Source organism: Porphyrobacter sp. TH134 (assembly GCF_002855495.1).
Taxonomy (GTDB): Bacteria; Pseudomonadota; Alphaproteobacteria; order Sphingomonadales; family Sphingomonadaceae; genus Erythrobacter.
The window spans coordinates 13,932-33,830 of sequence record NZ_PKRO01000012.1 but is presented as its reverse complement, the minus strand read 5'-3'; the positions used below and the strand labels follow the sequence as shown (position 1 = coordinate 33,830).

General features: G+C 64.7%; 19 protein-coding genes. 10 read left to right on the top strand and 9 right to left on the bottom strand.

Going from position 1 to position 19,899, the window contains the following annotated elements; all coding sequences use genetic code 11:
* Positions 1-117: 117 nt before the first annotated feature.
* Complete coding sequence (locus C0V72_RS07375) at positions 118-894, bottom strand: SDR family NAD(P)-dependent oxidoreductase (protein WP_101792901.1); 777 nt, start codon at positions 892-894, stop codon at positions 118-120.
* A gap of 118 nt (positions 895-1,012) precedes the next feature.
* On the opposite strand from C0V72_RS07375, the gene C0V72_RS07370 reads away from it, so the two are divergent.
* Positions 1,013-1,546, top strand: a complete 534-nt coding sequence (locus C0V72_RS07370; RefSeq protein WP_143704544.1) for a carboxymuconolactone decarboxylase family protein — start codon at positions 1,013-1,015, stop codon at positions 1,544-1,546.
* Complete coding sequence (locus tag C0V72_RS07365; RefSeq protein WP_101792895.1) at positions 1,543-1,926, top strand: hypothetical protein; 384 nt, start codon at positions 1,543-1,545, stop codon at positions 1,924-1,926. The genes C0V72_RS07370 and C0V72_RS07365 overlap by 4 nt, the downstream gene beginning before the upstream one ends.
* A gap of 206 nt (positions 1,927-2,132) precedes the next feature.
* Here the strand turns inward: C0V72_RS07365 and C0V72_RS07360 are convergent, their stop codons facing one another.
* Positions 2,133-3,725 (bottom strand): fatty acid--CoA ligase, encoded by a 1,593-nt coding sequence (locus tag C0V72_RS07360; protein WP_101792892.1) that lies wholly within the window; start codon positions 3,723-3,725, stop codon positions 2,133-2,135.
* Positions 3,726-3,810: 85 nt separating this feature from the next.
* On the opposite strand from C0V72_RS07360, the gene C0V72_RS07355 reads away from it, so the two are divergent.
* Positions 3,811-4,230, top strand: a complete 420-nt coding sequence (locus C0V72_RS07355; RefSeq protein ID WP_101792889.1) for a PaaI family thioesterase — start codon at positions 3,811-3,813, stop codon at positions 4,228-4,230.
* A gap of 123 nt (positions 4,231-4,353) precedes the next feature.
* On the opposite strand, the gene C0V72_RS07350 is transcribed toward C0V72_RS07355, so the two are convergent.
* Both C0V72_RS07350 and C0V72_RS07345 read right to left on the bottom strand, forming a co-directional pair.
* Positions 4,354-4,893, bottom strand: coding sequence for a nuclear transport factor 2 family protein (locus tag C0V72_RS07350; RefSeq protein WP_101792886.1), 540 nt, complete (start codon positions 4,891-4,893; stop codon positions 4,354-4,356).
* Positions 4,890-5,891: an NADP-dependent oxidoreductase gene (locus C0V72_RS07345; RefSeq protein WP_101792884.1), complete on the bottom strand. Its 1,002-nt coding sequence runs from the start codon at positions 5,889-5,891 to the stop codon at positions 4,890-4,892. Before C0V72_RS07345 ends, C0V72_RS07350 begins: the two co-directional genes overlap by 4 nt.
* Before the next feature lie 146 nt (positions 5,892-6,037).
* Between C0V72_RS07345 and C0V72_RS07340 the strand changes: the two genes are divergently transcribed.
* Positions 6,038-6,985 (top strand): SDR family oxidoreductase, encoded by a 948-nt coding sequence (locus tag C0V72_RS07340; RefSeq protein WP_101792881.1) that lies wholly within the window; start codon positions 6,038-6,040, stop codon positions 6,983-6,985.
* Positions 6,986-7,160: 175 nt separating this feature from the next.
* On the opposite strand, the gene C0V72_RS07335 is transcribed toward C0V72_RS07340, so the two are convergent.
* The gene (locus C0V72_RS07335) at positions 7,161-8,390 is read right to left on the bottom strand and encodes an aromatic ring-hydroxylating oxygenase subunit alpha (RefSeq protein WP_101792879.1); all 1,230 of its coding nucleotides are present in this window, start codon (positions 8,388-8,390) and stop codon (positions 7,161-7,163) included.
* 176 nt (positions 8,391-8,566) lie between these two features.
* A complete protein-coding gene (locus C0V72_RS07330) occupies positions 8,567-11,014 on the bottom strand; it encodes a TonB-dependent receptor (protein WP_101792876.1) in 2,448 nt (815 codons plus the stop codon).
* Positions 11,015-11,448: 434 nt separating this feature from the next.
* On the opposite strand from C0V72_RS07330, the gene C0V72_RS07325 reads away from it, so the two are divergent.
* On the top strand, positions 11,449-12,228 hold the full coding sequence (locus tag C0V72_RS07325) for an SDR family NAD(P)-dependent oxidoreductase (protein ID WP_101792873.1): 780 nt from the start codon (positions 11,449-11,451) through the stop codon (positions 12,226-12,228).
* The gene (locus tag C0V72_RS07320) at positions 12,200-13,504 is read left to right on the top strand and encodes an MFS transporter (RefSeq protein ID WP_101792870.1); all 1,305 of its coding nucleotides are present in this window, start codon (positions 12,200-12,202) and stop codon (positions 13,502-13,504) included. Before C0V72_RS07325 ends, C0V72_RS07320 begins: the two co-directional genes overlap by 29 nt.
* Before the next feature lie 250 nt (positions 13,505-13,754).
* Here C0V72_RS07320 and C0V72_RS07315 read toward each other — a convergent pair whose 3' ends face one another.
* Positions 13,755-14,402 carry a glutathione S-transferase family protein gene (locus C0V72_RS07315; RefSeq protein ID WP_101792867.1) on the bottom strand — a complete coding sequence of 216 codons (648 nt, stop codon included), beginning with the start codon at positions 14,400-14,402 and terminating at the stop codon, positions 13,755-13,757.
* A 131-nt stretch (positions 14,403-14,533) separates the two neighbouring features.
* Here C0V72_RS07315 and C0V72_RS07310 point away from each other — a divergent pair, with 131 nt between their 5' ends.
* Both C0V72_RS07310 and C0V72_RS07305 read left to right on the top strand, forming a co-directional pair.
* Positions 14,534-15,052 (top strand): PH domain-containing protein, encoded by a 519-nt coding sequence (locus C0V72_RS07310; protein WP_101792864.1) that lies wholly within the window; start codon positions 14,534-14,536, stop codon positions 15,050-15,052.
* 10 nt (positions 15,053-15,062) lie between these two features.
* On the top strand, positions 15,063-16,571 hold the full coding sequence (locus C0V72_RS07305) for a PH domain-containing protein (protein WP_233999832.1): 1,509 nt from the start codon (positions 15,063-15,065) through the stop codon (positions 16,569-16,571).
* Between the two features lie 27 nt (positions 16,572-16,598).
* On the opposite strand, the gene C0V72_RS07300 is transcribed toward C0V72_RS07305, so the two are convergent.
* A complete protein-coding gene (locus tag C0V72_RS07300) occupies positions 16,599-16,916 on the bottom strand; it encodes a GNAT family N-acetyltransferase (protein WP_101792858.1) in 318 nt (105 codons plus the stop codon).
* A gap of 52 nt (positions 16,917-16,968) precedes the next feature.
* Here C0V72_RS07300 and C0V72_RS07295 point away from each other — a divergent pair, with 52 nt between their 5' ends.
* Positions 16,969-18,003 carry a threonine aldolase family protein gene (locus C0V72_RS07295; RefSeq protein WP_101792855.1) on the top strand — a complete coding sequence of 345 codons (1,035 nt, stop codon included), beginning with the start codon at positions 16,969-16,971 and terminating at the stop codon, positions 18,001-18,003.
* A gap of 20 nt (positions 18,004-18,023) precedes the next feature.
* The gene (locus tag C0V72_RS07290) at positions 18,024-18,947 is read left to right on the top strand and encodes a DMT family transporter (protein WP_101793075.1); all 924 of its coding nucleotides are present in this window, start codon (positions 18,024-18,026) and stop codon (positions 18,945-18,947) included.
* A gap of 58 nt (positions 18,948-19,005) precedes the next feature.
* Here the strand turns inward: C0V72_RS07290 and C0V72_RS07285 are convergent, their stop codons facing one another.
* Positions 19,006-19,848 (bottom strand): NAD(P)-dependent oxidoreductase, encoded by an 843-nt coding sequence (locus tag C0V72_RS07285; RefSeq protein WP_101792851.1) that lies wholly within the window; start codon positions 19,846-19,848, stop codon positions 19,006-19,008.
* Positions 19,849-19,899: the final 51 nt, after the last annotated feature.

Genomic DNA, 19,899 nt, shown 5'->3' with positions numbered 1-19,899 from the left:
GTCTGACGCCGTCATCCCGGCGAAAGCCGGGATCGCTCGCAGCTTGGCACTTGCCGAAAGCGGCCCTGGGGCAAGCCCGCGACGATGGGGGATGCGTGCGGATCTTCGCGCGCGGCCTCAATACTGCGCCGTTCCCCCGTCGACGCTGATTTGCTGGCCGGTAATCCCGGCCCCAGCCTTGCTGGCGAGGAGCACTGCCACGGCGGCGACTTCCTCGACCGTGTTCGGCCGCTTGATCGCGCTATCGGCAGCGAACATCGCGATCATCTCGTCCAATTCCATGCCCATCGCCTTGGCGGTGGCGGGGCCGTTGTTCTTGATGATGTCGGTGATAACGATGCCGGGGCAGATGGCGTTGACCGTCACGCCGTTCACGCCGACTTCGCGCGCAACGCTTTTGGTCATGCCGTTCACCGCGTGCTTGGCGGCGGAGTAGGCGGTCAGCACCGGCTTGCCATGCTTGCCCTCCATCGATGAGATGTTGATGACCCGCCCATCGCCCTTCGCAATCATGGTCGGCAGCGCGCGGCGGGTGGCCCAGAAGGTCGAATAGACATTCCACTTCATCGCTTCGTCAAAGGCGTGATCCGACAGGTTCACCAGCGGCTGCAAATCCCCCGCGCCGCCGGCGTTGTTCACGAGGATATCGAGCGTGCCGAAATGCTTGATGGCCGCGTCGATGAAGCCTTCGAGATCGGCCTGCTCCATCACATCACCCGCGATGAAGATCGCCCGATCACCGGCCCCGAGTTCCTCGAGCACCTTCGCGCCCTTTTCAGCGTTGCGCGCGAACAGCGCGACGCTCGCGCCCTCGGCCAGGAACGCTTCGGCGATCCCGCGCCCCATGCCCGCCGTGCCGCCGGTGATCGCGGCGATTTTGCCTTCGAGTTTCATGTGCCGTTTCTCCTTTGGCAGGCAGGATAGCGCGGCGCGGGGCGCGTGCCCCTGCGAAAATGGCGAGGCGGACGTTACGCCAGCCTTGGGGTATCCTGCCGCCTGAGGAGAGAGTTCCATGTCCACAACGCCCCGCGTCTCATCCGCGATTGCCGGAGAGCCCGTGCATTTCGGCAGTGTTCTTGCCCACCAGCCCGCCATCGCCGAGAGCTTCTTCGCACTCTATGGCCGGTTCTGGGGCTCGGACGTGCTGTCAGCGCGGATCAAGGAGGTCGCGCGGATGCGCAATGCGCGCGTCACCGAATGCGGGTTCTGCCGCAATGTCCGCTTCGACAAGGCGGTGGCCGAGGGTCTGCGAGAGGAGGTGGTGGATGACATCACCGATGCTTACGAAACTTCGGACAAGCTCACCGAGACCGAAAAGGCGGTGCTGAAGTTCACCGATGCGCTGATCCACGATCCCGATTTGCTGACGGGCGATGCGCGGGCGGCTATGCAGCGGCACTTGACCCCGGCGCAGATCGCCGAACTCGGGTTGGGGGTGACGTTGTTCCTCGCGCTCGCCAAGGCGCTCATCACGATGGGGCTGGAGCCGGAGATGATGGACCGCACCGTGCTGCCCACGCCTGCCGTGCTGGAGGCCGCGGAATGACCCCGGCAGGGGGGACCGCCGTCTGCGCCGCTCTGGCGGGCGATCCGGTGCTGGCTGCCCACTACGCCGATTTCCGTGCCAAGGCTGAAGGCGCGCTCGACCCCGCGCTGGTGGCGCTGGTCCGGCAGGCGGTGGCGCAGGTGCATGGCATCGACAGTGCGCCGATCGACGAAAGCGCGCTCGACGCCGGAAACCGCGCGGCGATCGCCTATGCGCGGCGGATGCCGTTCGAGCATACCGCGATCACCGACGCCGAAGCCGCCGCAATGGTCGCGCATCTGGGCGAGCCGGGGTTTGTCGCGTTCTCGGTGGTGACAGCGCTGGCGGATGCAGAATGCCGCGCGGAGTTGGTGGGGTTGGCGGGGTTGGCGGGGCGTTGAATTTTCTTTCGTCATTGCGAGGCCGAAGGCCGCGGCACTCCATGAACCGCTGATTGCAATTGCATGATCCGGCCATGGATTGCTTCGCTAAGCTCGCCATGACGAGCCGGAGCTAACCAAACTCCCGCACCACATCGCCGCCATTCCAGCCTTTCGCCGCCTCTGGATCATTGACCTTGGAGGCCAGTCGCCTGACCGGCAGCACCTCAATTCACCGCCCGGTCTTTCCCCTCCCAGTAGGGCGCGCGCAGTTCGCGGCGCAGGATCTTGCCGCTTGGGTTGCGCGGCAACGCGGGGATGAAATCGACCGTCTTGGGGCACTTGTAGCCCGCAATCAGCGTGCGGGCGTGGGCGATCAGTTCCGCCTCGGTCAGATGTTCGCCGGGTTTCACCACCACGCAGGCCTTCACCGCTTCGCCCCACTTGGCGTCCGGCACGCCGATCACCGCCACGTCCGCGACCGCCGGGTGCGAATAGAGCGCGTTCTCGACCTCGGCGGGGTAGACGTTCTCGCCGCCGGAGATGATCATGTCCTTCACCCGGTCGTGGATATAGAGGTATCCATCCTCGTCGAGGTATCCCGCATCCCCGGTGCGCAGCCAGCCTTCGGCATCGATGGTGGCGGCGGTGGCATCGGGGTTGTTCCAATACCCGCGCATGTTCTTGTTCGAGCGCGTCGCGATCTCGCCCACGGTGCCTGCGGGGACAGGGTTGCCCGCCTCGTCGATCACCTTGATCTCCACGCCCGCCAGCGGCTTGCCGACAGAGCGCATCAGCACCGAGCCTTCGGGCACGTGATCCTCGGGATCGAGCGCGATGATCGTGCCGCTGGTCTCGGTCATCCCATACATCTGCACGAACCCGCAGCCGATCACCCGCATCGCTTCCCGCATCAGTTCGAGCGGGATCGGTGAAGCGCCGTAGGTGATGTATTTCAGCCGGCTGAAATCGGTTTCGGCCACGCGCGGGTGATTGAGCAGAATCTGGATCGCGGCGGGGACGAGGAAGATTTTCGAGATGTTGAAATTGGCGATCAGGTCCAATGCCTTGGTCGGATCATATTCTGGCAGGACGATGGAATTGGTGCCCGCCACCATCGTGCCGATGCCGGTGCCGGTGCCCGAGATGTGGAAGCACGGCATGGCGAGCAGCGTGACATCGCCCGGGATCGGTTCTTGCCAGCTGCGCATATCCTCGCCCGCTGCGGTGGCATCGCGGCTGGACAGCAGGGAGCCATGCGTGATGACAGCGCCCTTGGGCTTGCCGGTGGTGCCCGAGGTGTAGAGTTGCAGCGCATCGTCTTCGGCGGCTACGCGGTGGGCGGGCGGCGTGGCGGAAAAACCATCGCGCCAGATGCGGTAATCGGTACCGGGATAGTCGGGGGCGTCGATGCCGATCACCTGTTCGACATGCGGGCAGTCCGCACGGATGCCGGCAAGCACCTCGGCAAAACCTTCGCCGATGAACACCACACGGGCCTGACAATTGTCGAGGATATAGGCGACTTCCGGCGCGGCGAGGCGCCAGTTCACCGGGGTCATCACCGCGCCCATCCGGTTCGCGCCCAGAAACGCCTCGAAATAGAGTGGATGGTTCTTGCCGAGGAAAGCCACGCGCTCACCCGGCTTGACGCCCAGTGCGGCAAGGCCGTTTGCAACCCGGTTGGCGCCTTCATCGAGTTCGGCGAAGCTGATCTCCTCGCCCGCGTAGGTGAAGGCGATAACGTCCCCCTGAAGGCGCGCGTGATCCTGCACGACGTCGCAAAAGGACTCCGCTGCCGATGTTGTGCTCTCTCCCATGCGGCCAAGGATAGGCCCTGGCGCTGCGCCTGTCATTGGCACAATTCATAGCGGCGCGAAGCACAGGCGGCGTTAGGGTGAGGGGATGGACATTCCTTCGGGCTTTGCACCGGCCGGTTTCACCCCCGGCTTTCTCGACCATGGCGGGCCGTACTATCTCGGGCCTGCTTGGGAGGGCGTACGGCCAAAAACGCCTCGAGTGGTGGGCCTCAAGATCATGCCGCACCACATCAACTACCAGGACGCCGCGCATGGCGGGGTGATTTCGACCTTCGCCGATGTGACGCTGAGCCACGCGGTCTACGATGCCGAGCGCCCGCGGCTGGCGCCCTCGACGGTGACGCTGACGGTCAACTACCTCGTCGGCGCGAAGCTAGGCGATTGGCTGGAGGCGCGGGTGCGGATCGACCGGCTGGGCGGGCGCACGGCCTATACCTCAGGCGGCGTGTGGCGCGGCAATGAGCAGATCGCGACGATGAGCGGGGTGTTTACGATCCGGCGGTGACATCTCTCTACTGCAGTCATGCTGAACTTGTTTCAGCATCCATTTCTCCGCAGGCGAGGCTGGTGCGGGTGGAGAGATGGTCCCTGAAACAAGTTCAGGGTGAAGAAGAATGGGAAAGAGCCCCTACCCCAACCACCGCCTCACCGCCGCCGTCGAAGGATCGCGCTCGTCATGGTATCCCGCCGCGCCTTCGGGCGTGTCGGAGAGGTCTACGCCTTCCACCACCCGGAACTCGCGCCAGTCATACAGGCCGGTGCGCTGGGCGATGCGCCACTCACCGCCCCGCTTCTCGAACCGGTCGACATAGCGGCCCGCCACGATCGCGGAATAGATCACGCCCTTGTCTGGAAACACCGCCGCCAGCGGATAGCCCGGCGGGACGGTGTGCATCGCGGTCATGTAAGTCTCGGTGTGGCAGATGGTATCGCCATCGAAGCCGAAGATCGTCTGGCCAAGCTGGTGCTGGGTCGCAAGGCACGGGTCGATCACCGCGCGTGCCTGATCCACGAACCCGCGCCAATCCCCCTCGATGGTGCCGAAGCGGAAGATCGCGTCCGCATGGAACAGATGCTCCATCATCCCCCAGCGCCGCCGATCAATCGCATGGGCATAGGCGGCGAGAATGTCGCGGATGGCTTCGCGGTTGTCGAGGGTTCCGGTCATGTGTCCAGCTCCACGATCACCTTGCCGATATTGCCGCCGGTGAACAGCTTGGCATAGGCGGTAAGGGTGTTGTCCAGCCCCTGCGTCACGTCATAGGGCATCACGAGTTCTCCCGCCTCGGTCCATTCGCGCAGGCGGCGGGTGAGGGCGGGGCCTTCGTGCATGAAATCGGGCGAGAAGAACCCCTCGATCCGCAGGCGCCGCATCAACACCTGATCGAATTCGCGCGGAGAAGTGCGGCCGCCACCCGTGTAGTCGGCGAGCAAGCCGCACACCGCAATGCGGCCATAATGGTTCATGCGGGTCAGCACCTGATCGAGCAGCGCTCCGCCGACATTGTCGAAATAGATGTCGAAACCGCCAGCCGCGTCGAGCTGCCCGCCCACATCCGCCGCCTTGTAATCGACCGTCCCGGCGATCCCCAATTCGTCGGTCAGGTAAGCGCACTTCGCAGCGCCGCCCGCGATGCCCCACGCCTCGCAGCCGAGCAGCTTGGCGATCTGCACCGCGAGAATTCCCGTCGCGCCCGCAGCGGCGGAGACCAGCACCCGTTCACCGGGCCTCGCCGCGCCAGTCTGCTCTACGCCCCATAGTGCGGTCCAGCCGTTCATCCCCAGCGGGCCGAACCACGCGCGCCGGTCCGCGACGGTCGGATCGAGCACAATCGCGCCGGACATCACTGCATCAACCGTGCTGATATCGGCCCACTGCCCGAAGGCGCGCACCAGATCGCCGGGCGCGAAGCCATCGGCGCGGCTTTCCAGCACCTCGCCCAGCACCAGCCCCGACATCGGGATGCCGAGCGGGAGCGGCGGCTGATACCCGTCCTCGCGGTCGGTCAGCCACATCCGGGTGCCGGCGTCCATCGACAGGTGCGAATTGCGGATGCGGATTTCGCCCATCGCCAGAGGGCCAAGCGAGGCTTCCTCCAGCTCCAGCGCGCGGGCGAAATCGGTGCCTTCGGGGCGGCGTGCGATGCGCCAGAAACGGTTCCTCATGCGGCCACATTCCGGCCCGCACGCCGCGACGGCAACCCCGCCATTTCGCTAGGGCCTGCCAGAGCCGGGCTATCACTTTGGCGCGGTGCGTGGGGGATGGGGGCTTCCTAGTCTCGGCCCACAAATGGGAAGAGGGAGAGTTACCGATGGCACTCATCACAGTGATCGGCGCGAGCGGGCGGCAGGGCCTTGCGCAGGTGCGCCAGGCGCTGGCTGCAGGGTATGATGTGCGCGCGATCTCGCGCCGCGCCGATGCGCTGGAGGGTGCGCCGGTCGAAGGCGTCGAGCGGGTCGAAGTGCGCCCCATGGACCTCTACGACACCTCGACCTTCGTAGAGGCGCTCGAGGGAAGCGACTACATCTTCTACACCCACCCGCTGCAAGCCCGGGCGGACCGCGCCTACCTGATCGGCGAGGTCGGCAAGGCCGCCGCACATATCGGTGTGAAGCGGGTCGTCTGGAACACATCAAGCTGGATTCCGGACAAGCCGGGCGATCCCTTCACCTATGGCGAGAATACCAAGGGCATCAACGCGCTGTGGCGCAGCGGCGCGCCGGGGACAGTGTTTGGCAGCGTGCTGTTCATGGACAATCTGCTGACCAATTGGGCGCGGCCCTTCATCGTCAATGAGGGGCGCTATGTGTACCCGCACAACCCCAACCTTGAAGCCAACTGGATCAGCCTTGATGACGTCGCCCGCTTCATGCTGGCAAGCCTTGAACGGCCCGACATGGAAGGCGCGTGGCTGAACATCGGTGGCCCTGAGCGGCTGGTCGGCAAGCAGGTGACGCAGTGCCTTTCCGAAGCGCTGGGCAAGGAGATCACATACGATCCCTGCACCCCGGAAGAGTTCGGCCGCTATCTGGTCGAAGCGGCGGGCGACACCATGCCGCCCGAATTGCGGGCCGATTTCGCCAAGGGGATTCAGGCGTTCTACGAATACAACAACGACGCCCCGACCAAGCCTTTCGCGGTCGACATGGATCATGTCTACGAACGCTTCCCCGAACTGGAAGGCAAGCTTGAGCCGCTGGGCGCATGGACCAAGCGGCAGGATTGGGGCGAGACGAACTACCGCCCGGCGTTCGGGTAACTTATTTCGTCATTGCGAGCCGCAGGCGAAGCAATCCATGGCCGAACTTCGCGCCTAGCTGTGTGGTTTGTCCATGGATTGCCGCGTCGCCTGCGGCTCCTCGCAATGACGATACACGATAAAAGGCCCGGGCTTTGCGCTCCGGGCCTTTTTCATGACATGCTGGCGGGCAAAGCTACTCCGCCGCCTGCCGCTGTTCCTGAGCGAAGATCGCCACCAGCTCCTCGTCGCTGGCCTGCGTCAGCCGCTCGGCCCAGCTGTGGAAGACCTGTCCGCCGCGTTCATTGCGGCCGAACAGCACCTCTTTCATCAGCCCCGATTGCAGCGCCTGATGCTGGCGCTTTCCGGTGGCGTAATCTTCGTCCCGCACCACGATCTCAAGAAAATTGAACTGATCGTGCGCCGCCTGGACCTGTTCGGGCGTTTCGGGCTGGTTTTCCATGACGTAGAACTGGGTGGTGTAGCTGGTGCCCACATCCGGCCCCGGGAACAGCTGGCTGATAAGCGCGCCGCGCTGCCCGCCGCCGTAGAAGCTGGCGATGGAGATGTGCGGGAAGATCGTCCACACGCCCTGCACCAGTACTTCCTGCGGCAGGTCATCGTCTGACATTGCCGCGAGGTCCATCTGCTGGTCATCATCCCCCTGCACTTTGATCGCGAATTGCGACGGGGTCGACAGGCGCTGGTGCGGGCCGAAGGCAAAGTAGTTCGCCCGATTATAGAAATCCGCGCCGAAGGTGTCCTTGTGCAACACCGGCAGATGGTAGAAATCGAGATAGCCGTCATAGGCCGTCTTCCAGTTCGGCCCTTCCAGCACTCTCGAGGCGAATAGCGTCCAGCCATCGAATTCGAAGGCCTTGAGCAGCTCGTCATAGCCGCACAGGTAATCAGGGATGCTGAGCTTGGAATGCGGGTCAAGCGTCACCCAGATCAGGCCTGCGTTCTCGTAAACCGGGAACTTGGTGAGGCAATGCTGGCTCTTGTCGATCCGCCCGAAATCAGCTGCGTCGGCCACGCCGATCAGGTCGCCGGTCGCCTTGAAGGTCCAGCCGTGATAGCCGCAGGTGAAGCGGCTGGCATTGCCGCAGCCGGCCGCGAGCGGGTTGCCGCGGTGGGTGCACATGTTGAGGAAGGCGCCCATGCTGCCGTCCTTCTGGCGGGACAGCAGCAGCGGGACGCCGCAGATGTCCATGGCCTTGAAATCACCGGGCTGGGGCAATTCGCAGCTGGGTGCGACCATCAGCGGAAGGCGGCGGAAAATGCGCTGCTTTTCCCGCTCGAACAGCGCTGGATCGGTATAGGCGCTGGCGGGCACGCGCATGATGTCGTCAGCATATTCCATCGTATCGGCAGCCCCGTGGGCAACCAGATTGCGGGTCATTGCGACCAGCGTTTCGCGTGACATTGGCGTTTCTCCCAGGGTGCCGGTTGCCGCCGAGCATCCTTTGGCTGGGCGCCTGCGGCAATGCTCATTTTTGGCAAAGCGAAAGGGGCCAAAAGACAGGGGCCAAAAGACAGGGGTCAAAAGACAGGGGGCGAACCATCGCTGGCCCGCCCCCCATTTCCCCTGTTGAACCCCTATCAGAAGCGGAAGCTGATCTCCGCAAACACCTGACGGCCGCGGTTCTGGGTCAGGAAGAGATCGTCCCCGGTCGGCGACAGGAACGGACGCCCACCCGAGGTGATCACGAAGATCTTGTCAGTCAGGTTTTGCGCGATCAGCGAAAGCTTCCAGTTGCCATCCGGGTGGCCGATCGACACGTTGGCATCCAGCAGCCAGAAGCTGGGCTGCTCCAGATCGTTCAGTGTGGTTTCGTCGGTGATGTAGCCATCATTATAGGCCGCGTTGCCCGAGAGGAACAGTTCAAGGCTGTCGCTGAGCGGGATTGCCCAATCGGCGGCGATATTGCCCGACCATTCGGGTGCCTGGCTGCCACGGCGGCCGCGCAGGTTGATCACCCCGCCCTGACCGCCCGGTTGCAGGAAGTCATCGGTGTATTTGGCATCGAGATAAGACAGGTTGGACGAAAAGCTCAGCCCGTCCACCGGCGTGCGCCATTTCGCTTCCAAATCGACGCCCTTGGTGGTCAATTCGCCCGCATTGCTGGTAATGAACTGCACCGTCTGTGCGTTGAAGTTCTGCACTTGCAGATCCTTGAACACATATTGGTAGGCCGTGGCATTCAGAGTGATGTCGCGGTTTGCCCACTGCGACTTGAAGCCCACTTCGCCGCCGATCGCTTCTTCCGATTTGAAGATCAGCGAGCTGAAATCGCCGCTCGCCGCCGCGGCACTCAGGCTGTTGGACGGCAGCGCGGAATTGTCGATCCCGCCCGATTTGAAGCCGGTCTTGAACGAGGCGAAGACGTTGAAATCCTCGTTCGCCTGATATTTCAGTGTCACTTCGGGCGAGAAGTTGTCATCGGCAAATTCGATCGGACCGGAGAAGAAGCCGGGCCGGACGAAGGCGGGGCCTTGCAGGAAGGTGTGAACGTAAGGCACGCTGATCGTCTGCACCTTCTGCTCGTCCGTCCAGCGAATGCCGCCTGAAAGTTCCAGCTTGTCGGTAAGGTCGATCATCGCGCTGCCGAAGAACGACAGGGCCTCGGTCTTGGTCAGGTGGGTCTTGTCCCAGTCATAGGTGAAGCCCGTCGCCGGGTCAGGCCCGAGGAACGAGATGTTCACGCCCTGTTGCGAGGTATCGAAGGTGATGGTGCGGTCTTCGTAGAACGCGCCGAGCATGAAGTTGAACGCGCCGTCGAAGTCTGACGCAAGGCGCAGTTCCTGGGTGTATTGTTCCAGATTGTTGATCGGATCGGATGACCCGGCGCCGCCCGGCAAGCGGGTGCCGTTCGGGCCGGGGATGAACCCGCCATAGGAATAGCTCTCGAAGTCGACCGATTTCATGTTGAGCAGGCCGGTCACCGACGTCAGCGACAAGGTGTCGGACAGGTCGAGCTCGAACTGCAAGCGGCCGAACCAGATTTCGGTCTCGCCGAAAGGAACGCCGTTGCGGCCCGCAGCCTTCGACGGTGTCGGCACGCCGCTGGCCAGTGGCCCGGCGGTGTCGGTAAAGTAATAGCGCTGGTCGGTGGTGTTGCAGTTATATCCCGCCGGCAGATTGACCGCGCCGCCCAGCAGGAAGATGGTGTCAGCGATGCCGTTTGCGCCGCAGGATACCTCGCCAGTGCCAAGCGCGCCGTCATTTTCGTTTCTGGTATATTGGACCTTGAGGTTCGCACGGAACCGGTCGACCGGGTTCCAGTCCAGCGTGACGCGGCCGATGAAATCGGTCAGCCCGCGCTTTTGATTGACCGCGGGCGAACCGGTCTGGGCCAGCTGGAATTCGTCAATATCGTTGAACTGCGCGGCAATGCGGATGCCCAGCGTATCGGTCAGCGGGCCGGAAATATAGCCGTTGAGCAGATAGCCCTTTTCTTCAAACTCATACGAACCGCGCATCCCGATTTGCCAGTCGGAGGTCGGGTTGGCCGACCGCAGTGACAGTACGCCAGCGGTCGCGGACTTGCCGAAGAACAGCGATTGCGGGCCGCGCAGCACATCGATCTGCTCCACATCGAAGAAGCCTGCCTGCACCATGCGCATGGTCGATACGATCACGCCGTCGTAATCAAACGCCACGGCGGAATCGAAGGCGGCCGAGATGTTGGAGGAGCCGACCCCGCGCAAGCTGAGCTGTCCGCCCGAGCCCGACCCGCCGACCTGCACGTTCAGCGTCGGCACGCGGCTGGTGATGTCTGCGACCTGATCGATATTGTATTTCTGAAGCGTTTCCCCGCCGATCGCGGTGACGGTGACCGGCACTTCCTGCAAGGTTTCGTTCTGGCGGCGAGCCTGCACCACGATCACCTGATCGTTTTCGACAGTCTCCGCTTCGGCTGAGGCATCCTGCGCGAAGGCGGCGGTTGGCAATGCGGCAAGGCCGCTCAGCGCAGCGCCGCACAGCAGCGCGCGCCTTATGCCGCCCACGCGGACGCCAGATGCAATTCGGGCACGAAATGTGGTCATGGTCGTCTCTCCCCTTCAGACCGCGGCTCGCCCGCGTGCCCTGTATCCCCAATCCGCTGACGTCGCTTTTCACGTCTTCCGGTATGTGTTGGAGGTTTATGGTGCGGCACGATGCGCGCCATTCGCAAAAGCGCTAGTGAGGCTGCGTAGCTGCGGCAAAAACGTCACAAAACCGCACAAGAGCGTCCAAAAGCGTCGGATAACGTAACGTCATGTGGCCGCCGCAAGCGGCTTGGAACCGGTGCGGCGGCCCTCCCACTCCCTCGGCACCTTCAACCGCGCGAGTTGCTCCGGCTCCATCATGGCTGGCTCTCCCTTGGCTGGCGCGATTACACCGCTGCTCGCCCGCAGCGCCCTCGCGCTTTCGACAGTGGCACCGCCCCGCCCGCCCGATAGGCTGGCGCCAGAATAAGAAAGCCGTGGGGAGAGAGCATATGGCAGGACGGGTAGCGGGCAAGGTGGCGCTCGTTACGGGCGGGGCGATGGGGCTGGGCAAGGCCGATTGCGAAGCGCTCGCGCGGGAAGGCGCCAAGGTGATCGTCACCGACCGCGATGCCGAACTCGCCCACAAGGTCGCCGCTGAAATCGGCGGCGATGCGATGGCGCTTGATGTGACCAGCGAAGAGCAGTGGACCGAGGTCATGCGCGCGGTGCAGGAACGCCACGGCGGGCTGGATATTCTGGTTAACAACGCGGGCAATGTGATCTTCGAAAGCATCGAGGAATGCAGCCTTGCCCACTTCAGGCTGCATCTCGATATTCACGTCGTCGGCACGTTTCTGGGCTGCAAATATGCGGCGAAGCTGATGAAGCATCGGCACCTGCACGTGGGCGGCGGGGGATCGTCGATCATCAACATGGCCTCCACCGCGGCGTTGCTGGGCTATGGCAACATCCCCGCCTATGCCGCGTCGAAGGCCGGGATCGCGGGGATGACCCGTAGCCTTGCGATGGATTTTCAGGACCGGGGTTACGGCATCCGGGTCAATGCGCTGGCGCCGGGCGGGATCGAGACGCCGATGGTGATGGGCGTATCGGGCCGGGCAGGGCAGGCCCCGATGGAGATCCCCGCAGGCCCGCTGCCTGCCGATGCGCTCGGCCATCCGAGCGATGTGGCGGGCTGCGTGCTGTTCCTTGCCTCGGACGAGGCGCGCTTTCTCAATGGCCTGACGATCCCGGTGGACAATGGCCTCAGCGCCAGACCCCACCACTAAGGCCGACGCGCCCGGCGCGTACCGCTGGTACGTGCTCGGGCTGCTGACGCTGACGAGCGCCTTCAGCGTGGCCGACCGGCTGGTGTTCGGCATTCTGGTTCAGGACATCAAGGCCGAGTTTGCTTTGTCGGATTTCGAGCTGGGGATGCTCGGCGGCCTCGCGTTTAGCCTGGTCTATGTACTCGCTGGCTTTCCCGCCGCACGGCTGGCTGACCGGTCGAGCCGCAAGACCATTGTTGCCGGTGCAATCAGCTTCTGGAGCCTGATGACCGCGGTTTGCGGCACCGCCACGGGCTTCTGGACATTGTTCGCCGCGCGCACCGGCGTGGGCGTGGGCGAGGGGTGTTCCGGCCCGTCATCGCAAAGCCTGGTCGCGGATTTCTTCTCCCGCGCTGAACTCGCCAAGGCGATGGGGTTCCTGACCATCGGGGCGAGCATGGGGACCGCGGGCGGGCTGATTATCGGCGGGCAGCTTGCCGAGATTTTCGACTGGCGCTGGGCTTTCGTGCTGATGGGCTTGCCGGGCCTTTTGCTGGGCGGGGTGATCTACCTCACCGTGCGCGAGCCCATGCGTGGACGCTATGCGCCTGTGGGCACGGACATGGCGCAATTGCCGCTCGGCCAGACCATCCGCAGCCTGCTGGCCAACCGGGTGTTCATGGGGCTGGCGCTGGGCTGGGCGGTGCAGATCATGATCGGCTATGGTCTCGCCTTCTGGATGGCGGCGGTGATGCTGCGCCAGTTCCCGATCTCGACCGGGGATGTTGGCCTGTATCTCGGCTTTACCTTCTTTCTGGGCGGCATCCCGGGGCCGCTGCTGGGCGGATACCTCACCCATTGGCTGACCTTGCGCGACGAGCGCTGGCGCGCATGGCTGCCGGGGGTGGTAAGCCTCGGCTGCGTTGTCCCGCTCGCCTTGAGCCTGACGTCCGGCAGCTTTGCGGGTTTCCTCGGCTGGTTCGGGGTCGCCTACGCTATCTACGTCGCCAGCCAGGCCGGGATCATGTCGGGCATCCAGACGGCGGTGGAGCCTGCCAGCCGCGGTTTCGCTGTCGCCATTGCCCTGTTCTTCAATAACCTGATCGGCCAGACGCTGGGCCTCGGCATGATCGGCGCAGTGAGCGATGCGCTTGGCCCGGCCTATGGCGCCAGCGCGCTGGCGGTGGCGGTCTTCGGCGTATGCCTTGCGGCCGGCGTGGTGAGCCTCGCGGTCTTCGTATGGACCGCCGCGCAGATGGGGCCAACGGGCTATCTGGCGAAAATGCGGGGCGAATGAGGTGCCTGCCGCAATGCGAGAACCGTGCGCTATTGGGAGGCGAGATCAGGACGCGCTTTGGCCGGAAGTGGGTGGTGCGTTGCCCTTTTCGTCATCCCGGCGAAGGCCGGGATCCAGAGCGGCACGCACGGCGTCAAGCGGCCCTAGGCCCCGGCCTTCGCCTGGGTGACGGTGAGGGCGGGAATGGGGTTGCTTCCCGACCGGCAGCTGGTTTCTGCTCGGCCGTGAAAGCGGCCCTTGGGATCGGCCGCTACTCCGCTTCTTTCCAGACAGCCGCACAGGCCCGCTGACTGTGCGCCGCCACAAACCGTGCGAGGTTGTCCGTCCCCTCCGGCAGCTTCCAGCCCACAGTGAAGCCGAAATTGGCAAAGGCGAAGATCATGAGGTCGGCAAAGGTGAAACGGCCAAGTGCGATGTGGTTGCTGTTACCCAAACACGCATCGAACATCCGCCACTTCTCGTCCGCCAGCGCGAACAGTTCCGCGCCTGCCCCTTGCGAGACGACCGTCATGCGCGGCGCGAACATCGGGCGGCCGGTGGTGGCGCGGAAACCCATCGTCATCGGCACGACCACTTCCTGATCGAACAGCCGCGTCCATTTGCGCACCTGGGCACGCTCCACCGCCGTCTCGCCGAACAGGCCCGGCGAGGGGTGCAGTTCCTCGATATATTCGCAGATCGGCCAGCTTTCCGTAAGGCAGGTGCCGTCGTCCAGCTCCAGCGTCGGCGTGGTGCCTTGCGGGTTCTTGGCCATGTAACTGGCATCCTGCCGGTTCGCGCCGGTGATGATGTCGTAGTGGACGCGGGTAAAATCGCGCCCTTCCTCCAGCCCCTTTTCGATCATGAACATGCGCACAAGCCGCGGATTGGGGCCAAGGCTGGAATGGAGTGTGGTCATGCGGTGTTCTCCCGGCTGGTTTTGCCCAGGGTTCTAGGGGGAAGGGCCGCATTCGTCGCCCTCCTAAATGCGCTAGGCCAGGTGCGCAAAAGCGCTTGCGCGGACTGGCTGTATTGCGCCACTAAGGCACCATGGACCATGCCCCCGCCGTCACGCCCGCCGCAGCATCGATTGACGATGATGATGCGCCGACAAGGCTGCATCCCAACTATGCCCATGCGCTGCGGGTGCGCACCACGCTGACCGCGATCCCGTTTCTGATCGGGGCGCTGGTGGCAGAAGCCGCGATCCGCAAGGCAGCGCTGATCCCGCAGGGCCTTATCGCCGGGACCGTGCTGGTGATTGCGCTGGCGCTGATCATCCGCGTGCCCGCCCGGCGGTATAATGCGCGCGGTTACCAGATCAGTGCCGACCGGCTGCGGGTGGTGCGCGGCCTGTTGTTCCGCGTCGATACGGTTGTGCCATTCGGGCGGGTGCAGCATATCGATGTGCAGCAAGACCCGATTGAACGGTTCTTCGGGATTGCCACGCTGACGATCCACACTGCGGGCAATCACAATGCCAGCGTGTCGCTGCCCGGCCTTGGCGAGCCGCTGGCGCGCGACATGCGCGAGGCCATCCGGGGCCATATCCGGCGCGAGACAGTGTGAGCGGTTCGGCGTGAACGGGCCACACCGCACTGCCCCCGTCAGCGTCATCCTCGGCGCGCTTGGCAGCATCCGCAGCGCGATTTTTCCCGCCATCGCCATCGCCTTTTCGGGCATTGGCGGAGACGGACGGTTCCTGATCGCCATTGGCGTCGGCGCCGCGTCGGTCGTCATCGGCACGGCGCTGAGCTACGCGCGCTGGCGGCGGCTGACCTATACCATTGGCGAGACGGATATTCGGGTTGAGAGCGGTCTCCTCAGCCGTTCGGCCCGGTCGGTGCCTTATGAGCGGATCCAGGACGTCAGCCTCGAAGCCAAGCCGCTGCCACGCCTGTTCGGCTTGGTCGCGGTCAAGTTCGAGACCGGGGCGGGCGGGGGCGATGACCTTGCGCTTCAATACCTCACCGATGCGCAAGGCGAACGCCTGCGCCAGCTGGTGCGCGAACGCCGCGATGACGATGTGACCAGCGCCAGCGGTGCAGGCCCGGATGCCCCGATCCGCGCCGATGCTGACGCGGACGAGGTATTGTTTGCCCTTCCGCCCCGGCGGTTGGTGACCTTTGGCCTGTTCGAATTCTCGCTCGCCGTCTTCGCGGTACTGGGCGGCCTGTTGCAATATGCCGACAATGTCACGGATATCGATGTGTGGAATGTCGATCTGTGGCGCAGTTGGCTGGAAGAGCAGGGGAGCGCGGTCGCCAGCCTTGGCCCCTACGCGCAGGCCGCAGGGGCGGTTGCGGGGCTGCTGGGCCTCATTGTCATCGGCATGACAACCGGGGTGGTGCGCACCGTCTTGCGCGATTGGGGATTTACCCTGACCCGCGGCCCGCGCGGGTTCCGGCGGCAGCGCGGATTGCTGACCCGCACCGATGTGGTCATGCCCGTGCACCGCGTGCAGGGGCTGGTGATCGGCACCGGCGTTGTGCGGTATCGGTTCGGCTGGCACGGGCTCAGCTTTGTCAGCCTGGCGCAGGATTCCGGGGGCGAAAGCCATGTCGTGGCGCCCTTTGCACAGATGGACGAGATTGCGCCGATCGTCAGCGCAGCGGGCTTTCGCTTGCCCGACGCGGGCACACAGTGGCACCGCGCCAGCAAGGCGCACCGCACCGACATGGCGATCCGTGACGCAGCGATTTTCGCCGGCCTCACTGTCGTTGCAGCCCTGTTTGCGCCCACCGGCCTGTTCCTCGTCCCCCTTGGCGCGGCAGTGCTGGCGGTGGGGGCGAACCTGTATGCGTGGGAATTCCGCCGCCATGCCATCGATGCAGCGCAGGTCTATGCCAGCCAAGGCTTTCTTTCGCCGACCCAGACGATTGCGTCCCGCATGAAACTGCACTCGGTCGAGATTGCGCAAGGCCCGCTGGCGCGGCTGCGCGGCTATGCGACGGTCCAGTTCGGGCTGGCCGGAGGGCAGTTTGCCATGCACGGCGTCCCACTGGCCGAGGCGCGGGCCTTGCGGGCGAGCGTGCTGGAAACCATTGCTGCAACCGATTATTCGCGGCTGGATCAGGCGCCCCAGTAATCGGCCCCCATTTGCAGGCCTGCTGTATCAGGCTTTCAGCCCTGCCCAATCGGGGTTCTCGGCAAATTTCCGGGCCACGTAGGAACAATCCGGCTGGATCAGGAAGCCCTGGCGCCTTGCATCTTCCACCAGCCGCGCCACCAGCGCGCCTGCCACGCCGCGTCCACCAATGGCGCGCGGCACGATGGTGTGGGCGGCGATGCGAACCTCTACGTCATCACGCTGCCCGCCGGGCTCCCATTCGAGATAGCCTTCTTCCGCCGCACCTTCGACCACCGCGACATAGCGCCCGCCCTGGCCTGCCACATGGTGGGTGATGGTCAGCTGTGTGGGTTCCTCGCTCACTCGCGTTACTCCTGCTTGTAATGGCTGCGCTGGTGGTTAGAGGCGATTGTCGATGACCACCGCCCAATCCTTTGCGTCCAAACCCTTCCTGTCGGACAACGCCGCGCCCGTCCACCCCCGCCTGTGGGAGGCGATGCGCAAGGCCGACGAACCGGACAATCCTTACGACGGGGATGCGCTTTCGGCGGAGCTCGACGCACGCTTTACCGCCTTGTTCGGGCGCGAATGTGCGGCGCTGTGGGTGGCCACGGGCACTGCGGCCAATTGTCTGGCGCTGGCGACGATGTGCGCACCGCACGGCGGGGTGGTGTGCCACACCGAGGCGCATATCGAGGTGGACGAAGGCGGGGCGCCCGGCTTTTTCCTCCACGGCGCCAAGCTGATGCACGCCGAGGGCGAGGGCGCGAAGCTGACGCCTGAAGGTATCGCCGCGCTGATCGACCCGATCCGCAATGACGTGCATCAGGTGCAGCCTCACGCGATCGCGATCACACAGGCGAGCGAATATGGCCGCGCCTATTCTCCGGAAGAACTCGCGGCGCTGGCAGCCTTCGCCAAAGAACGGCGGCTCGGCCTGCACATGGACGGGGCGCGGTTTGCCAATGCGGCGGCGTTTCTGGGTGGTTCGCCCGAGGACGCGGCGCGCAGCGCGAGTGGCCCGGTCGACAGCCTCGCCTTCGGCTTTATCAAGAATGGCGGGATGGGGGCCGAAGCCGTGGTGCTGTTCGATCCCGAGGCCGCGATGCAGGTGCGTTACCGCCGCAAGCGCGCTGGCCATCTGCAATGCAAGGGCCGCTATCTTGCCGCGCAAATTCTGGCCATGCTGGATGACGGGCTGTGGCTCGCCAATGCCGCCCACGCCAATGCCGCCGCGCGCGAAGTGGCGGCGGGCTGCGGCGACCGGCTGCTCTATCCGGTCGAGGCGAACGAGCTGTTCGTACACCTGACCGAGGCGGAGCGTGCCGCACTGCGCGCGCAGGATTTCGCCTTCTATGATTGGGGCGCAACATCCGCCCGCTTTGTCACGGCTTGGAACACGCGGGCCGAAGACGCGGCTGCGCTGGGCAAGGCCATCGCCGCGCTGTGACCACCGAAACCGCCCCCTCCATGCTCAGCCCCAAGGTGCTGATCCCCTTCATGCTGACCGGCACGATCTGGGGGTCGACCTGGTTCGTCATCACCGGCCAGATCGCCAATGTGCCGCCGGCGTGGAGCGTGTTCTTCCGTTTCATGCTGGCGACGCCAGCGCTGTTCGCGCTGGCGGTGGCGATGGGCAACCGACTGAAGCTGAACCGGGCAGAACATCTTTTGGCCCTTGGCGTCGGGATCGCGCAGTTTTCGGGCAATTTCCTGTTCGTCTATCATTCCGAACAGCACATCACGTCGGGCATCGTTGCGGTGATGTTCGCGCTGCTGATGGTGCCCAACGCGATTTTTGCGAAGATATTCATCGGCGAGAAGGTGCAGGGCGGCTTCATCGGCGGGAGCCTTGTCGCCATCATCGGCGTGGCGATGCTGCTGGTGCACGAATGGAACGCGGCGCCGCTCGGCGGCAATGTCGCTTTGGGGATCGTGCTGGCCGTTGGCGGGATGCTGGCCGCCAGCCTCGCCAATGTGGTGCAGGCCAACCCCACCGGGCGCGGTGTGCCGATGGTCAGCCTGCTGGCCTGGGCAATGCTGTATGGAACGGTTTTCGACTTCGCCTACGCCTTCGTCACAGTCGGCCCGCCGACCGTGCCGACGGCATGGCAGTTCTGGGCGGGGACGGCCTATCTTGCCATTATCGGATCGGTCGTCACCTTTCCGCTGCATTACAATCTGGTGCGCCAGATAGGGGCGGGGAAGACGGCCTATAACGGCATCGTCACCGTCTGCGTGGCGATGCTGCTGTCGACGGTGTTCGAGGGTTTCGTGTGGGACGCGCTGTCGGCGGGCGGCATGGCACTGGCGCTGATTGGCATGGGGCTGGCGCTCAGGGCGCGGCGCGTGAAGGCGGTGCAGGTGCAGCAGAGCGGGTCGCTGCGGAGATAACTTGCCGGTAGAGTGCTGATCGGCCCGCAGGGCCGCAAGGGCGACTGCCCGTCGCGCCTTATGGCGCGGTAGCCAAGGGCGCGGACGCGCCCGCCGGCGCTTGAGGCCAAAACAAAGCTGCTAACCCTTCGACATAGGTCGGATAGCGCGGCGACCACCCCAGCACCCGCTTGGCCTTGCCGTTGGCGACGCGGCGGTTCTCGGCATAGAAACCCCGCGCCATGTCGGACAGGTTTGCCTCTTCCAGCGTTTCCAGCGGCGGCGGCTCCAAGCCGAGCAACCGGCAGGCATGTTCGGTCACTGCGTTGCCGCTGGCGGGCAGATCATCGCCGAGGTTGTAGGCTCCGGGCGGCGCATCCTGCGTCAGCGCGGCGACCACCCCAGACACAATATCATCGACATGCACCCGGCTGAACACCTGATCGGGCAGGTCAATCCGGCGCGCCTTGCCTTCCTGTACGCGGTCGAGCGCACTGCGGCCCGGCCCGTAAATCCCCGGCAGGCGGAACACCCGCGCGCCCATGCCCAGCCACGCCAAATCAGCTTCGGCCCGCGCATTGCGGCGGCCTTCTCCGCTTTCCGCGATGGTCGGCGTCGCCTCGTCCACCCAAGCACCTGCGCGGTCGCCATAAACGCCCGTGGAGGAGAGGTAGAACAGCGGCTTGCCGGCCAGTGCATCGCCATAGGTATCCAGCACCGGATCGCCGCCGCTTGTCCGGTCGGGCGGGACGGAGGACAAAATGTGGCTCGCCGCGCCTATAGCCGCCAAAACCGCATCGCGATCGGCAAAGGCGATGTCGCCGGCGCTGCCTGTGGCCATGACCCGCCAGCCGCGCGCACGCACCGTGTCGGCGATCCGCCCTGCGGTGTAGCCCAGTCCGAAGATCAGCAGATTGCCCATACTGGCAACCTAAAGATTGGACGCGGGGCCGAATCAACCTAAATCGGCGCA

Bases quoted from the DNA above. Each gene is read 5' to 3' on its own strand.
- C0V72_RS07375 (WP_101792901.1), bottom strand. From the start codon at position 894: ATGAAACTCGAAGGCAAAATCGCCGCGATCACCGGCGGCACGGCGGGC.
- C0V72_RS07370 (WP_143704544.1), top strand. From the start codon at position 1,013: ATGTCCACAACGCCCCGCGTCTCATCCGCGATTGCCGGAGAGCCCGTG.
- C0V72_RS07365 (WP_101792895.1), top strand. From the start codon at position 1,543: ATGACCCCGGCAGGGGGGACCGCCGTCTGCGCCGCTCTGGCGGGCGAT.
- C0V72_RS07360 (WP_101792892.1), bottom strand. From the start codon at position 3,725: ATGGGAGAGAGCACAACATCGGCAGCGGAGTCCTTTTGCGACGTCGTG.
- C0V72_RS07355 (WP_101792889.1), top strand. From the start codon at position 3,811: ATGGACATTCCTTCGGGCTTTGCACCGGCCGGTTTCACCCCCGGCTTT.
- C0V72_RS07350 (WP_101792886.1), bottom strand. From the start codon at position 4,893: ATGACCGGAACCCTCGACAACCGCGAAGCCATCCGCGACATTCTCGCC.
- C0V72_RS07345 (WP_101792884.1), bottom strand. From the start codon at position 5,891: ATGAGGAACCGTTTCTGGCGCATCGCACGCCGCCCCGAAGGCACCGAT.
- C0V72_RS07340 (WP_101792881.1), top strand. From the start codon at position 6,038: ATGGCACTCATCACAGTGATCGGCGCGAGCGGGCGGCAGGGCCTTGCG.
- C0V72_RS07335 (WP_101792879.1), bottom strand. From the start codon at position 8,390: ATGTCACGCGAAACGCTGGTCGCAATGACCCGCAATCTGGTTGCCCAC.
- C0V72_RS07330 (WP_101792876.1), bottom strand. From the start codon at position 11,014: ATGACCACATTTCGTGCCCGAATTGCATCTGGCGTCCGCGTGGGCGGC.
- C0V72_RS07325 (WP_101792873.1), top strand. From the start codon at position 11,449: ATGGCAGGACGGGTAGCGGGCAAGGTGGCGCTCGTTACGGGCGGGGCG.
- C0V72_RS07320 (WP_101792870.1), top strand. From the start codon at position 12,200: ATGGCCTCAGCGCCAGACCCCACCACTAAGGCCGACGCGCCCGGCGCG.
- C0V72_RS07315 (WP_101792867.1), bottom strand. From the start codon at position 14,402: ATGACCACACTCCATTCCAGCCTTGGCCCCAATCCGCGGCTTGTGCGC.
- C0V72_RS07310 (WP_101792864.1), top strand. From the start codon at position 14,534: ATGGACCATGCCCCCGCCGTCACGCCCGCCGCAGCATCGATTGACGAT.
- C0V72_RS07295 (WP_101792855.1), top strand. From the start codon at position 16,969: ATGACCACCGCCCAATCCTTTGCGTCCAAACCCTTCCTGTCGGACAAC.
- C0V72_RS07290 (WP_101793075.1), top strand. From the start codon at position 18,024: ATGCTCAGCCCCAAGGTGCTGATCCCCTTCATGCTGACCGGCACGATC.
- C0V72_RS07285 (WP_101792851.1), bottom strand. From the start codon at position 19,848: ATGGGCAATCTGCTGATCTTCGGACTGGGCTACACCGCAGGGCGGATC.